This is a genomic window from Cryobacterium soli (assembly GCF_003611035.1).
Taxonomy (GTDB): domain Bacteria; phylum Actinomycetota; class Actinomycetes; order Actinomycetales; family Microbacteriaceae; genus Cryobacterium; species Cryobacterium soli.
This window is the reverse complement of the sequence record NZ_CP030033.1, coordinates 3,682,137-3,695,320: the sequence shown is the minus strand read 5'-3', so window position 1 is coordinate 3,695,320 and position 13,184 is coordinate 3,682,137. Positions and strand designations below refer to the sequence as shown.

The 13,184-nt window shown below is 68.8% G+C and carries 14 protein-coding genes, 1 tRNA gene and 1 pseudogene; 6 read left to right on the top strand and 10 right to left on the bottom strand.

The genetic code is table 11. The annotated features are described in order from the left end of the window. Positions 1–14: 14 nt before the first annotated feature. Complete coding sequence (locus DOE79_RS17180; RefSeq protein WP_066597220.1) at positions 15–227, bottom strand: hypothetical protein; 213 nt, start codon at positions 225–227, stop codon at positions 15–17. Positions 228–390: 163 nt separating this feature from the next. On the opposite strand from DOE79_RS17180, the gene DOE79_RS17175 reads away from it, so the two are divergent. The 3 genes from DOE79_RS17175 (at position 391) to DOE79_RS17165 (ending at position 4,151) form a co-directional block, all read left to right on the top strand. Beyond that, entirely contained in the window at positions 391–1,341 is a 951-nt protein-coding gene (locus DOE79_RS17175; protein WP_162942817.1) for a DUF4349 domain-containing protein, read from the top strand. Between the two features lie 10 nt (positions 1,342–1,351). Continuing rightward, on the top strand, positions 1,352–2,545 hold the full coding sequence (locus DOE79_RS17170; protein ID WP_120339530.1) for an acyl-CoA dehydrogenase family protein: 1,194 nt from the start codon (positions 1,352–1,354) through the stop codon (positions 2,543–2,545). A gap of 67 nt (positions 2,546–2,612) precedes the next feature. Further along, a complete protein-coding gene (locus DOE79_RS17165; RefSeq protein ID WP_245977340.1) occupies positions 2,613–4,151 on the top strand; it encodes a threonine/serine exporter family protein in 1,539 nt (512 codons plus the stop codon). Between the two features lie 99 nt (positions 4,152–4,250). Here the strand turns inward: DOE79_RS17165 and DOE79_RS17160 are convergent. From DOE79_RS17160 to galU, 9 genes and pseudogenes are all read right to left on the bottom strand, one after another. After that, positions 4,251–4,544 (bottom strand): annotated as a pseudogene (locus tag DOE79_RS17160) (integrase core domain-containing protein); the annotation flags it as partial. Between the two features lie 148 nt (positions 4,545–4,692). Next, positions 4,693–4,938 carry a hypothetical protein gene (locus tag DOE79_RS17155; protein WP_120339527.1) on the bottom strand — a complete coding sequence of 82 codons (246 nt, stop codon included), beginning with the start codon at positions 4,936–4,938 and terminating at the stop codon, positions 4,693–4,695. 486 nt (positions 4,939–5,424) lie between these two features. Next, the gene (locus DOE79_RS17150; RefSeq protein WP_120339526.1) at positions 5,425–6,561 is read right to left on the bottom strand and encodes a baeRF11 domain-containing protein; all 1,137 of its coding nucleotides are present in this window, start codon (positions 6,559–6,561) and stop codon (positions 5,425–5,427) included. Positions 6,562–6,665: 104 nt separating this feature from the next. After that, on the bottom strand, positions 6,666–7,445 hold the full coding sequence (locus DOE79_RS17145; protein ID WP_120339525.1) for a hypothetical protein: 780 nt from the start codon (positions 7,443–7,445) through the stop codon (positions 6,666–6,668). 161 nt (positions 7,446–7,606) lie between these two features. Continuing rightward, positions 7,607–8,020, bottom strand: a complete 414-nt coding sequence (locus tag DOE79_RS17140; RefSeq protein WP_120339524.1) for an ankyrin repeat domain-containing protein — start codon at positions 8,018–8,020, stop codon at positions 7,607–7,609. A 289-nt stretch (positions 8,021–8,309) separates the two neighbouring features. Further along, a tRNA-Ala gene (locus tag DOE79_RS17135) sits at positions 8,310–8,385 on the bottom strand. A gap of 55 nt (positions 8,386–8,440) precedes the next feature. Next, entirely contained in the window at positions 8,441–9,427 is a 987-nt protein-coding gene (locus tag DOE79_RS17130; protein ID WP_120339523.1) for a hypothetical protein, read from the bottom strand. A 54-nt stretch (positions 9,428–9,481) separates the two neighbouring features. Further along, a complete protein-coding gene (locus DOE79_RS17125; RefSeq protein ID WP_425455657.1) occupies positions 9,482–10,105 on the bottom strand; it encodes a GNAT family N-acetyltransferase in 624 nt (207 codons plus the stop codon). Between the two features lie 99 nt (positions 10,106–10,204). Continuing rightward, positions 10,205–11,098, bottom strand: a complete 894-nt coding sequence (galU, locus tag DOE79_RS17120) for a UTP--glucose-1-phosphate uridylyltransferase GalU (protein ID WP_120339521.1) — start codon at positions 11,096–11,098, stop codon at positions 10,205–10,207. Between the two features lie 51 nt (positions 11,099–11,149). On the opposite strand from galU, the gene DOE79_RS17115 reads away from it, so the two are divergent. The 3 genes from DOE79_RS17115 to mscL all read left to right on the top strand — a co-directional run bounded on the left by DOE79_RS17115 (position 11,150) and on the right by mscL (position 12,752). Next, complete coding sequence (locus DOE79_RS17115) at positions 11,150–11,728, top strand: 5-formyltetrahydrofolate cyclo-ligase (RefSeq protein WP_120339520.1); 579 nt, start codon at positions 11,150–11,152, stop codon at positions 11,726–11,728. Between the two features lie 67 nt (positions 11,729–11,795). Continuing rightward, the gene (locus tag DOE79_RS17110; protein ID WP_120340403.1) at positions 11,796–12,185 is read left to right on the top strand and encodes an FmdB family zinc ribbon protein; all 390 of its coding nucleotides are present in this window, start codon (positions 11,796–11,798) and stop codon (positions 12,183–12,185) included. Between the two features lie 66 nt (positions 12,186–12,251). After that, complete coding sequence (gene mscL, locus DOE79_RS17105) at positions 12,252–12,752, top strand: large conductance mechanosensitive channel protein MscL (RefSeq protein WP_245976991.1); 501 nt, start codon at positions 12,252–12,254, stop codon at positions 12,750–12,752. The last annotated feature ends 432 nt before the right edge of the window (positions 12,753–13,184 follow it).

Here is a 13,184-nt window from a genome sequence, read left to right as displayed (position 1 = left end):
TGCTCCGCTGGGCGCTAGCGCAGCTCTTCCTTGTAGTCGTTCTTGGCCTTCGTGGCGTCGCGCTCGGCCTCGGCGCGCTTGACGTCGCCCTCGGCTTTCTTGACTTCGGCGTCCGCCTTGACCTCGTCGACCTTGTCGGAGACGCGTTCCTTGGCGTCTTCGGCGGCTCGTCCGATCTTCTGGCCGGTGGCCGCGAGGGCATCTTTGGCGTCGTCTGCGAATCCCATGGTTCCTCCTAGAACACGAACTGAATCGGTGATCGGGCACTGGCGCCGCACGATTCCGGCGCCTCTTCGAGCGTACGACGCGGGCCCGGGCCGAGACTCGATTGTGATCCGACTCCCAGAATCCACCCAGATTTCGGCTGCGACCCGACCCTACAGTGGGGCCATGAGCCACACCGCGGAGACAGTCAGTCCGGCCATCAGCGACCCGGCCGGCGGTAGCCGCGCGACACTCAGCCGGCCGGCTCGCACCGGCGCGGCCCGGCGCCGCCCGCGGCTCGGCCTGGCCGCCGGGGTCGTCCTCGCGGCCGTCCTCCTGGCCGGGTGCACGACCTCCAGCTCGGGCACCTCCGACGCCCAGTCCGCCGAGTCGATGGATGCCGGCGCCGTTCCCGGCCAACCCGTCGCGCCCGGCGAGCCCGCCGCCGGCGACGCGGCCAGCACCGACCGGTCCGTGATCACAACCGGCTCGGTGTCGGTGACCGTCGAGGACCCGATCGGCGCGGCCGAGGACGCCGTGACCATCGTCGAGGAGGCCGGCGGCCGGGTCGACTCCCGCACCGAGAACCCCAGGACCGAGAACCAGCCCGCGAGCGCGAACCTGTCGCTGCGCATCCCCGCCGGCGACCTCGACCGCACCCTCGACGAACTCCGCGCGCTCGGCACGGTCAACTACGTGTCGCTGAACGCCTCCGACGTCACCCAGCAGAGCCAGGATCTCGATGCCCGCATCACCGCGTTGAGCACCTCGGTCGACAGGCTGCTCGCGCTCATGACGCAGGCCACGAGCACCACCGACCTTGTCGCCATCGAGGGCGAACTCTCCACCCGGCAGGCCGAGCTGGAGAGCATGCGCTCGCAGCGCGACTACCTCAGCGACCAAGTCGAGTACTCCACAGTGAGCCTCGAGCTGTACTCCACGGGCACCGTCGCCCCCGGCGCGCCGGACAATTTCTGGACCGGCATCGTGGCCGGCTGGGACACCCTCGTGGCGGCGCTCGGTGGCCTCCTGGTGGGCATCGGATTCGCCCTGCCGTGGCTGGCGATCCTCGCCGTCTTCGGCGGGATCGTCTTTCTCATCGTGCGCCTGTTCACCCGCAAGGGAAAGGCTACGTAGGCTTGGAGGTGTGACCGAGTCTTCCCGTCCCGCTGCATCCTCCGCCGCCGCCCCACCGGCGCTGCTCGACGACGCACTCCTGGCCCGCATCCGCTCGCGCGCCGCGGCCCACGACGCCGCCAACTCCTTCCCGTTCGACGACGTCGCCGAACTCGCCGAGGCCGGCTACCTCCGCGCCCTGGTGCCCACCCGGTTCGGCGGGCTCGGCCTCACCCTGCCGCAGCTGGCCGCCGAGCAGGCCCGGCTCGCCGCGCACGCCCCGGCCACGGCACTCGCCGTCAACATGCACCTGGTCTGGACCGGCGTCGCCAAGGCCATGCATGACCGGGGGGACACCACCCTGAACTTCGTCCTCACCGAAGCCGCCGCCGGAGCGATCTTCGGTTTCGGGGTGAGCGAACCCGGCAACGACCTGGTGTTGTTCGGGTCGGGCACGGAGGCCGCGCCCCAGCCCGACGGCGGCTACAGGTTCACCGGCACCAAGGTCTTCACCTCGCTCTCCCCGGTCTGGACCAGCCTGGGCACCATGGGCCTGGACGCCAGCGACCCCGACCGGCCCCTGATCGTCTGGGCGTTCCTCGACCGCGCCGAGGCGGGCATCACCCGGTCCGACGACTGGGACACCCTGGGCATGCGCGGCAGCCAGAGCCAGACCACCCGGCTCGACGCCGTGTACGCGCCCGCCCACCGCGTGGTGCGGAAACTCCCGCCCGGTCCGGTGGCCGACCCGCTGATCTTCGGCATCTTCGCCACCTTCGAGATCCTGCTCGCCTCCGTGTACACGGGCCTGGCGCAACGGGCGCTCGAGCTGGGCGTCCTGGCGGCGAAGCGACGCCGCTCGGCCAAGAACGACGGTCGGGCGCTCAGCCAGGATCCCGACATCCGCCGCCGCATCGCGCAGGCGGCGATGCTGCTGGATGCCCTGTACCCACAGATCGAGACCCTGGCCCGCGATGTGGACGCCCTCGTCGACCACGGCCCGTTCTGGTTCGCCCGGCTGTCCGGCCTGAAACACCGGGCGGTGGAGAGCGCCAAAGAGGTGGTCGACCTCATGGTGCGCGTGAACGGCGGGGCCAGCTATTTCACCGGCGACGAGCTCGGCCGGCTCTATCGCGATGTGTTGGCCGGGCTGTTCCACCCGTCCAACGCCGACTCAGCCCACGCCACCGTGGCCGCCGCCTGGCTCGGTCCCCTCGATGAGTGAGCGCACCCGCCCCATTCCCACCCGCATCCCCGATCCCCGAAGTGTTGAAGTTGTCCCGTTGACTGCAGTGCCCCAGACCAGCCCGACCGTGACCGCCCCCACGGTGAGCCCCACACCCACCGAACCGGTGAACGTCGCCCGCACCCCCTACCGGGCGCCGCACCCCACCACCCCGCGCCCGGTCACCACGAGCATCCCGATCCTGCGTGCCGACGCCACGGGCATCGCCGCCGTGCGAGCCTACGAGGATGCCCCGAGCACGTCCACGATCGCCGTTCCGGTGATCGACATCGCCGCGTACACCCGCTCGGTGCTCGACCTCACCATGCGGCTGGCGGAGGTGATCTTCGCGTCGGGCGCCGGCGCCGAGGACGCCACAGCGGCCATGCACGCACTCACCCGCGCCTACGGGCTGCGCGGCACCGACGCCAACATCACGCACACCATCATCACCCTCACCCATGAGGACCAGTCCACGCACGAGGCCATCTCCCGCAGCCGTGACGTGAAGTACCGCACCCTCAACTACGCCAAGCTCACCGCCACCTCCGAGCTCATCGCCGATCTCATCGAAGAGCCCACGGACGTCGCGGAGGCCCGCAAGCGCCTGGCCACCATCGTGAGCTCGAAGCCGCAGGTGCCGCTGCTCTACCGGCGCTTCGGCTGGAGCCTGGTCGGCGCCGGCGCCGCCGCACTGATCGGCGGTGGCCCGATCGTGATCCTGGCCGCCTTCGTGGCCGCGTTCGTGATCGACCTGCTCACCACCGCACTGGACAACCGGCGGGTGCCGTTGTTCTACCAGACCGTCGTCGGCGGGGCCATCGGGCCGATTTTCGCCGCGTTCGTACCCCTGGTCGACCCCACTGCGACTCCGTCGCTCGTCGTCGTCGCCACGATCATCATGCTCCTGGCCGGGGTCACCACCTTCGGTGCGGTGCACGACACCCTTTCCGGGTTCTATCTCACCGGAACCGCGCGCTTGATCGAGGCGCTATTGATCACCGGCGGGCTGGTCGCCGGGGTCGCCGGGTCCTCGTTGGTGCTGGCCCGGTTCGGTCTCGACCTGCGCATCAACGCCGATGTCTCCCCCACGCTGGGCAACCTCGCCATCCAGCTCGTCGCCGCCGTGGTGATCGTGGTCGGCTTCGGCCTGGCCACCCAGGTGCCCTGGCGGGCGATCTGGGTGGTGTCCCTGCTCGGCGCGGTGGCCGAGGCCATCTACCTCGGCGCCACCAGCTCCGGGTTCGGGCTGGTCTGGTCCTCAGGCGCGGCAGCCATGGGGGCGGGCCTCCTCGCGGCGGTCGGCGCGCGCATCGTGCGCACCCCGCCGCTGGTGATCATCGTCTGCGCCCTGGTTCCGCTGGTGCCGGGCCTCGCGCTGTTCCGCGGGCTGCTGCAGATGTCCGACGGCGACATCAACGGGCTGCTCAACCTGCTCACCGCCGGTGCGATCGCCGTGGCGCTGGCGGCCAGCGCCATCCTGGCGCAACTGATCGTGCAGTACGTCTGGGGTCCGGGCCGGCGCCTGCAGCGCCGCTTCGTCGGTCCGCTCATGGCCCTGCCCGTGCGGCTGGGCCGCAACCCCGGCCCAGGCACCCGCATCTGACCCGGCCCGGGCGCACGAGAGCGTCGCACGGGCACGCATCCGCGCTTTCGTACGACGCTCGTGCCGCTCGGATGCCGGCCGGCTAGTTGTACTGAGCCATCACGTTGGTGACACTCGGCTGATGGGTGTTGCTCCGATGCCGGTGTGGATGCGTTCAGTGTTATAGAACTGCAGCCAGGGTGCAAGAGCGTCAGCGCGGTGTTGGTTGCTGGTGTACTTGCGCTTGTATGCCCACTCGGTGGCGAGGGTGCGGTTGAGCCGTTCAACCTTGCCGTTGGTCCACGGGCAGTGCGCTTTGATGAAGCGTTGCTCGGCACCGATCCTGGCGACGGCTTCTTTGAACTTTGTTGATTTTCGGTAGGCGAAGGCGTTGTCGCTGATGACTCGTTCGATCAGCAATGCCCTACCGTGAAGGGTCAAACGGGTATTAGCGTGGGGCATGAGAACCTCCGTGTTCGTGGCGACTTAGACATCTCCACTAGAACCGGAGGTTCTCCTTTTTTTCAACCCCGACTGTCACCAACCTGTCGGCTCAGTACAGCTAGTTGGGGACTTCGCCCTCGGCGGTCTCGTCGCTGACGTCTTCGTCGACGAAACGGTACGGGATGGGCTCTTCGGTTTCCCGGCCCTTCTTGTAGGTGCGGGTGATCTTCTGGCCGTCCTCGACGGCTTCGAGCACCACCACGTCCTGGTACCCGCCGTTGGCGTAGTGCAGTTCCACCTCCGTGCCGGACCCGATCACGTTCGGACCGAACAGCACTGCCTTGTATGTTCCCTGTGAGCTCATGATCTCCCGGCCTCCTGCGCCTTCCCGTCCCACTGACGAGGCGTCTCATCGCAGACAGCCTACGTCGACACGATCAAAAGGCACAGGGCACCGGCAGCGCACCTCTGGATGCCGCTCCGGCAGCCGCGCGGGCCCCCGCTTGAGCTGGCCCGCCGCGTCGAGATGATCTTTGCGGCGAACCCGCGTAGGGTCAAAGCATCTGGCCGCACGGCCAGGTCCGAAGGAGTACACATGGCTGACAAATCACCCAAGAAGGATGCGACCAAGAAGGTCGCCGGCAAGTCGCTCAAGGAAAAGCGCGCCGACAAGCAGGCCAAGTCCGCTGAGACCGAGAAGGCTCGCAAGCGCTGACCACTTCCGGCCGGGCGAACTCGCCCGACCCGCCAGACTCACCGGTGTCGCCCGTCCACGGGCGGCACCGGTTTTTCTCGCCCCCGCCGCCCCGGCCCCGCTCGATAGCAACCCGACGCCGGCCGGCGCGGTGACTCAGACCACGAACCGCACCCCGGCCGCCACCGCCCCGCCGCCCGGTATGTCATCGGCCCGCACCGCGAAGATCTCGGCACCCGACAAGAGCGCCCGGCGCAGGATCTCGTCGACCACGCCGTACGTCACGGCGTCTTCGGTGTCGCTCAGGGTGATCGCCCCCGTCTGCTCGTCGACCACTCCGGGCACGCTCCGGTCGATGTCCACGAAGAGGGTCTCGACGGCGCCGTAGGTGGCCGCCCTGGCCACGTCGCTCAGGTCGGTGACGGCGCGACCGTGCGCGGCCCGGCTGGCCATCCGGTCCTTGAGGGCGTCGAGTTCGGCCGCGTAGAGCTGGTCGAGGATCCCCCGCGCCGCCCGGCCGAGCTCCTCATCCGGGGTCTCCTCCGGGTTGCCGGCGATGATGCCCTCGGTGAGGTTGGGGTAGCTGTTCACCGACCTGTAGATGCCCGCAAGGGGTTCGGCGGCGGCGAGCACCAATGGCAGGTCGAGGCCGCTGAGCACCGGGCGGAGCGCCCGGTCGATGGCCCGCGCGTATTGGCGCATCCGCACCTTCTGGCCCTCGCTGCCCTGGATTCGCCCGTTCATGCTGTGGCCGTCCTGGCTGCGGCCGCTGATCGACGGCAGCCCTACCGAACTGGCCACGTCGCTGGGGAGGCCGGGTACGGGCACCGCGTAAACGGGACCCTCTGCGCTGATTTCAAGCAACCGCACGGAGTTCTGCGCGAGTGCGAGCACGAATGCCGCCTGCGGGAACGTGACCGCGCGCAAGAGGGGCTTGAGGTAGAACCGGTCGGAGACCTCCAGGGCGCCGCTGAGCCGGTTGGGCAGCCGGAACGTACGCACGCTGTCGGGCGTGGCGAAAATGGCCAGGCTGTACGACAGGGAGCGCCAGAAGTCGGAGTCTTCAACGAGGTCCCCGAGGATCTCCTGCACCGCCTCGATGACGCCCTTGTCGGTGTTCGCGTCGCGCAGCTGCTGCACCGCCTCCGCCAGGCAGTTCTTCAGCTCCACCCGGGCCTTGTCCGAATCCTGCGGCAGCGGGGTCGTGCTGAGGTAGACCGAGACGCAGGGATGTTGCCGCACCGCGGCCAGGGTGTCGACGTCGTCTCGGGTGGGTATATCGGTGTGCAGCACGACCAGGCTCCTTCGGTTGGCGAGAGTGTGCCCACGTGCCGTCCCCCTGCTCGACGAACTGCTCGACTCCTCTGCTCGACCGTGAGCCCCTTACCCGGCCCACTCTAGCCACTCGGATCTGTTCGCATAAGGGCGGCCACGGCCTCCTCCCCGCGAATCAGCACGAGCGTGCGCAGCACCTCGTCCACCACCGCGGCGGTGACCCCGGCGCAGGCGATGCTGTACGGTCCGAGCGGTTCCAGCCCGTCGGCGCGCACCCGGATCACCGCCCAGCCCACCTCGGCGAGAGCCGCGTCCTTCTCGCGGTCGGAAGCCTCTTTGAGGCCTCGGTGCGCGGTGCGCTCCCGCCCCGGCGAGTCGTATTCGATCGCCACCAACAGCCCCGGGATGATGATGTCGGGCCATGCCTCGGGCTTGCCGTAGAAGCTCCGGTTGATCCGGATGGCGTTCACCCGGTGCGGCAGCCGGATGCGCTCGCCCAGCAGCATTCGCAGCTTCTGTTCCGCCTGCGAGGTACGGGTCTTCAGCCCGGGCTTCATGAACGGCACCCCGCCCTCGTGCCGGGCCGCGGGCGCAGCCGCGTTCCGCTGGCATTTCGGGCAGCCGGGACCGGTGAGGGTTTCTCGCACGGTGGCCTCGTACCGGGAATGCCCGCGCGTGCAAATCCACTGGTAAGTCGCGCCGATGCGGGTCTCCCGGGCCAAGGCCGCCCGGCCGGCCGGTGCCGCGCGGCGCAGCAGCTCCTCGCGGCTGCGCTTGGTCTCGCCGAGCAGCATGCACAGAGGGCAGGCCCGCTGCAGGGTGATGCGCGCCTCGGCGGCATCCGCCCCGTGCCCGCAGCGGAACCGCACGGCGATGCCCGCCGTGCCCGAGTCCTGGTCCATCCGCATCTGCCCGTCGCTGCTGCACCTCGAAGTCGAGGTGCCACCACGGTAACCTCGACCGGCGACATCGGCGCCCGGGTGCGCGAAATGAGTTGCGGACTTCCGGGCTTCGTTTCGTCGGGGAAGGCGGGATGTCCGCAAATGGGTGCGCGGAGGGTCCCTCAGGCGCCGGTGTGGGCCTCGATGACCTCTCGCATCCGCGGCAGGGCGAACTGGTCGGCGATCTGGATGCCGGTGTGGCTACCCAGGTCGGGGTCGGCGCCGGCCGCGAGCAGGTCGAGGAGAATCGCCTCGTTGCCCCGGAACACGGCGCAGGCGAGAGCGGTCTGGCCCATTTCGTTGACCACGGCGGTGTCGGCGCCGCGCCGGAGGAGCTCCAGCACGGTGTCCCGGTGTTGCGCGTACGCGGCCACGATCAGCAGACTGTCGCCGCGACCGTTGACCAGGTCCAACGACACCCCGGCGTCGAGCATCTCGCCGAGCGGGCCGGTGCGGCCCTCCCTCGCCAGAGCGAAGACACCCTCGACGACCTCTGCGGGTGGCGCCGTCACCGGCTGGTCCTGGTGCGCTGTCATGATCGTCTCCGCGTGTCTCGAACAGTGGAACCGCGAGGCTCCCCGGCCTGCCCGGCCCCGGCAGTGACCCCAATCCTAACCAACGCCTCCGCCCCGCCCGCCCGGCCACCCCGCCCCGGCGGGGAGCATGACTCCTGCAGAATTCCGGGGAAGCCGTGTTCACCCGCGTGATTTCGGCATCCGCTGCTCGCCCGGCGTTGAATTGCAGGAGATATGCGCAGCACGGGCCAGGAATACCCGGGAAACGACGAAGGACCGCAACCCGGGGGCTGCGGTCCTTCTTCTTCAGTGGTGGAGCTAAGGAGATTCGAACTCCTGACCTTCTCATTGCGAACGAGACGCGCTACCAACTGCGCCATAGCCCCAGACTGCGTATTTACAATATCACGCGAGCGCTACCGCTTCGAACCGGGCCGGGCCTCAGCCGACGGCCCGACGGCGGCGCAGCACGTCGTCCAGGTCGGTCATGCCCGGCTCGGTCTCGCCGACGATGCCCATCTTCGCGAACCGGCTCGGCGCGGCCTGCGGCGACGCTTTGGCCGCGGCGGCGCGCGCGGCCACCGGGCGGGTGATCGGGGTGACCTCAGATGGCGCGATCGCGTCGGCGAGGGCCTGCGCCCGGCGCTGCAGCTCGGCCTCTGCGGCCGCCTGGCGCAGCTGGGCTGCGGCATCCACCGACGCCATGGCCGCCTGGGCGATCGAGCCGGGCGAGAGGTGCAGGGGCTTGGGCAGCGGCTGCGGGGTCCACGGGGTCGGCGCTGCCACGGGCGCCTCCTCGAAGTGCACGGGTTCGAAACGCTGGCCGCGGGTGCCCGCGGGAACGCGGCGGGTCTCGGTGGTCACCGCATCCGTCGCCCGACGCGGGGCGCGGGCGGACCGGCTCACGCTGGCCAGTCGGCCGAGCGCGGCGAGGGCGGTGCCGGCGGCGACGAGGCCCCCGACCAGAAGGGTCCACAGGCCCGCGGAGAGCAGGGTGAGCCCGGCGACGGCGCTGACCAGGCCGATGAGCAGCAGCAGTGTCGAGAGGGCCCGCATGGCGCGCAGGCGGCGGGCCTTGCCGGCCGGGGTGAGCGCCTTGGGCCGCGCGGCGGCGGCGCGCAGCACTGCGGCACGACGGGCGGCCGTGGCGGCGTCACCGGCGGCCTTGGAGGCGATCCGGGCGTCTTCTTCGGCCTGGGCCAGCAGCTTGCGTTGGGCGGACACACCGCGCGCGTTGGTCTCCACGCGAACCTCCTGGGGAATTTCCGACGTCTCGGCGAGAATGCGCAGGGTCTGCTGCAGTCGCACGGCGTTGCGTTCGGTGGCGAGATACTGCCGTCGTCTCGCCCATGTCGGCATGAGATACGTCACCCAGAGCGCGGCGGCCACGGCCACCATCACTCCCCCACCCAGGACTTCGCTACTCATGCTCCCTACGGTATGAGTCCCGCGCCCCTCCGTGCCTGATTACCGAGGGGTGTGTCACTTGTCGGCCACCTGCAACGGATGCTGCGCGGCGGCCCGGTCGTACTCGTTCACGGTGGCGTTTCCGGGCGGTACGAGGCCGTCCTGCCAGCGGCGCAGCACACCATTGCGCACTTCCTCGGCCACCAGGCCGAAGGCGAAGTGGTCGCGCCAGGCACCGTTGATGTGGATGAACCGGCGGCGGAGGCCCTCGTAGCGGAAACCCAGTTTCTCCACGACCCGCAGCGACGGCCCGTTCTCGGGGCGGATGCAGATCTCCATCCGGTGCAGGCCCAGCTGGGCGAAGCAGTAGTCGGTGGCCAGCGCCACCGCCGTGGGGGTGATCGACCGGCCGGCGAACTCCTCGCCCACCCAGTAACCGATCGACGCGCTCGAGAGCGATCCCCAGGTGATCGACGAGACGTTCAGCTGACCGGCGAGTTCCCCGTTGTACTCGATCAGGAACGGCAGCCCGCTGCCGGTGCGCGAGTGGGCGAGCAGGCTGCGGATGCTCGCCCGGGTGTCGAACGACATGGGTGCGTACGGGCTGGTCGCCTCCCAGGTGCGCAGCCAGGACCGGTTCGCCATCAGCTCGCGCTCCAGGGCGCGGGCATCCCGCAGGCGGATCGGGCGCAGGGTCACTGCACCCTCGCGGAGCGTAGGTATCGCGGTCGGCACGATGAGCCCGTCTACTTGGGGGCCGAGGCCCGATGATGTCTCGCAGCTTAGCCCGCGCCCGACCTACTCGAGAGTGGCGGTGAACTCCTTCAGCCACGGGCGCAGCTCGGTGCCGAGGTCGTCCCGGTCCACGGCGAGCTGGATGATGGCCTTGATGTAGTCCAGCCGGTCACCGGTGTCGTAGCGACGACCGCGGAAGATGACGCCGTACACGCCGCCTGTGGTCTCCGGGTTGACCGCCATCTCCTGCAGGGCGTCGGTGAGCTGGATCTCGTTGCCCTTGCCCGGCGCGGTGTGCTCGAGTACCTCGAACACCTCGGGGCGCAGCACATAACGGCCGATGATGGCCAGGTTCGACGGCGCATCCGCTGCCGACGGCTTCTCGACCAGGCCGGTGATGCGCACCACGTCCGGGTCGTCGGTCTTCTCGATCGCAGCGGCACCGTAGAGGTGGATCTGCGACGGGTCGACCTCGAGGAGCGCGACGACGCTGGTGTTGCGGCCGATCTGCTCGGCGAGCATCTTGTCGAGCAGCGGGTCGCGGGCGTCGATGATGTCGTCGCCGAGGAGCACGGCGAAGGGCTCGTTGCCCACGTGCATCTTGGCGCGGAGCACGGCGTGCCCCAGGCCCAGCGGGTCACCCTGACGCACGTAGTGCATGTCGGCGAGGTCGGTCGACTCGTTCACCTTGGCGAGACGGTCGCGGTCACCCTTCTGGATGAGCACCGCCTCGAGCTCGGTGACCCGGTCGAAATGGTTCTCCAGTGCGTTCTTGTTGCGGCCCGTGATCATGAGCACGTCGGTGAGTCCGGCGGCGACGGCCTCTTCGACGACGTACTGGATGGCGGGCTTGTCCACCACCGGCAACATCTCTTTGGGCATGGCCTTGGTCGCCGGCAGAAACCGGGTTCCCATACCGGCAGCGGGGATAACAGCCTTCGTAATGTGAGTAACCATGGCATTAGGTTAGCGGCAAGCTGAAAGGCTTACGCACCTAGGATGACTTGTATGGATTCTGACATCGAGCACCGAAAGCGGGCGCTCCGCGCAGAGCTGCGGGAGCGCCGGCACACCATGACGGCGGCTGAACGCGACGCGGCCACCGCCGGGTTCACCGAAAACCTGCAGAGCATCGTGCTCGACCTGTCCGCCCGGTCGATTTCCTGCTACCTCTCCAGCCCCACCGAGCCCAATACCCGCCCGTTCGTGAATTGGGCCGAGGCCCGCGGCATCCGGGTGCTGTTCCCGGTGTCGCGCGACGACGGCCTGCTCGACTGGACCGTCGGCGAGGAGGAGACCGAGGTGCAGGGTATCTCCGGTGCCCCGGAGCCCCAGGGCGAACTGCTGGGACCCATCGCCATCAACGACGTCGACCTGATCATCGTTCCGGCCGCGGCCATCGACCACACCGGCCTGCGGATGGGCTGGGGGCGCGGTTATTTCGACAAGACCCTCGGCTCGATGGAGAAATGCCCGCCGGTGTACGCCGTCGTCTACGACAATGAGTATGTGGACGAGGTTCCACGCGAGGTGCACGACCAGCCGGTGAACGGTCTCGTCACGCCCACTCGCATCGTCGTCTTCTAGACTTTGCCGACCGGCACCTGCCGGCCTGATCCACGAACCACCCGTGTTCACGAACCGAAAAGACGCAGTGCCTACCTATTCCTACCGTTGCACCGAGTGTGACACCGCCTTCGATATCCAGCAGGCGTTCACCGACAACACCCTCACCGAGTGCCCCACCTGCGGCGGCAAGCTGCGCAAGGTCTACTCGTCGATCGGGGTGAGCTTCACCGGCTCGGGCTTCTACCGCAACGATTCGCGCGCTGAGTCCAGCGGCAAGTCATCGCTGTCCGCAGAGAAGAGCGCGACCAAGTCGGACAGCAAGTCCGACTCGTCCCCGGCCGCGAAGCCGGCCGAGAAGTCCGGCGCCGCCGCATCTACCTCGTCGAGCGGGTCGTCGTCAGGCGGGTCGTCGTCGTCTTCCTCCTCCTCCTCCTCCTCGAGTTCATCGCCGACTCCGGCGCCGAAGTCGACCTGATCCGTCAGACACCAACGCACCTGCACGACCACGCACGCGCACTGCAGCACAACAAGGAGTAATCGAATGGGCATGATCAACGGTTTCAAAGAATTCATCATGCGCGGCAATGTCATCGAGCTCGCTGTCGCCGTTGTCATCGGGGCCGCGTTCACGAAGGTGGTCACGGCTATCGTCGAGGGCGTTTTCAACCCTCTGATCGGCGCGCTCTTCAACGCGGAGTCCCTCAACGGTTCCCTGAACGTGCCGCTGGGCGCCAGCGTCATTTCGTTCGGAGTCGTCCTGGCCGCCCTGATCCAATTCCTGCTCGTGGCCGCGGTCGTGTACTTCGCCTTCGTGATGCCGCTCAACACACTCAAAGAGCACCAGGCCCGTCGCCGTCAGGCCGGCGTGCCGCTGGACCCCAAGAAGAACCCCGTCACCGACCTCGACCTGCTCACCGAGATCCGCGACCTGCTCGCTGCGCAGAACGCCGCCGTCACGCCCTCCGCCGCCACGGATGCCCCCGCTCCGTACACCGCAGGCACCTCTCCCAGTGGGCCCGACGGCGCCAAGCACACCCTCTAGCCGTCCCACCTCTCCCCCGATGCACCCGCAGGAGCGTCACCCCGCACTCCTCGCTGCATCCGCTGCATCCGCTGCGTAGACGCAAAGACGCAAAGACGCAAAGACGCAAAGACGCAAAGACGCAAAGACTTTCACGTCGCCGACTTGCCGCAAGAGCACCTTTCACGGCGCCGGAGGGGGCACTTTGCTGCATCTCGCCGAGTTGCATAGGGCCGACTTGCGGCATAGAGCCCCCTCACGGCAGCGGAGAGGGAGCTTTGCTGCATCTCGGGACCGGGTGGATCCCCTGGATGAGGCACCTTGGCGCCATCGGTGGCCGGCTGGGGCCTTCGCGTCCACGTGCAACACTCACACGAGCTGACTTGCCAGTTCGTGCCCGTTGGGCGCGTCCCAGAGGGCCTGAAGTGGCAACTCAGAATCGCGGATGCGCCA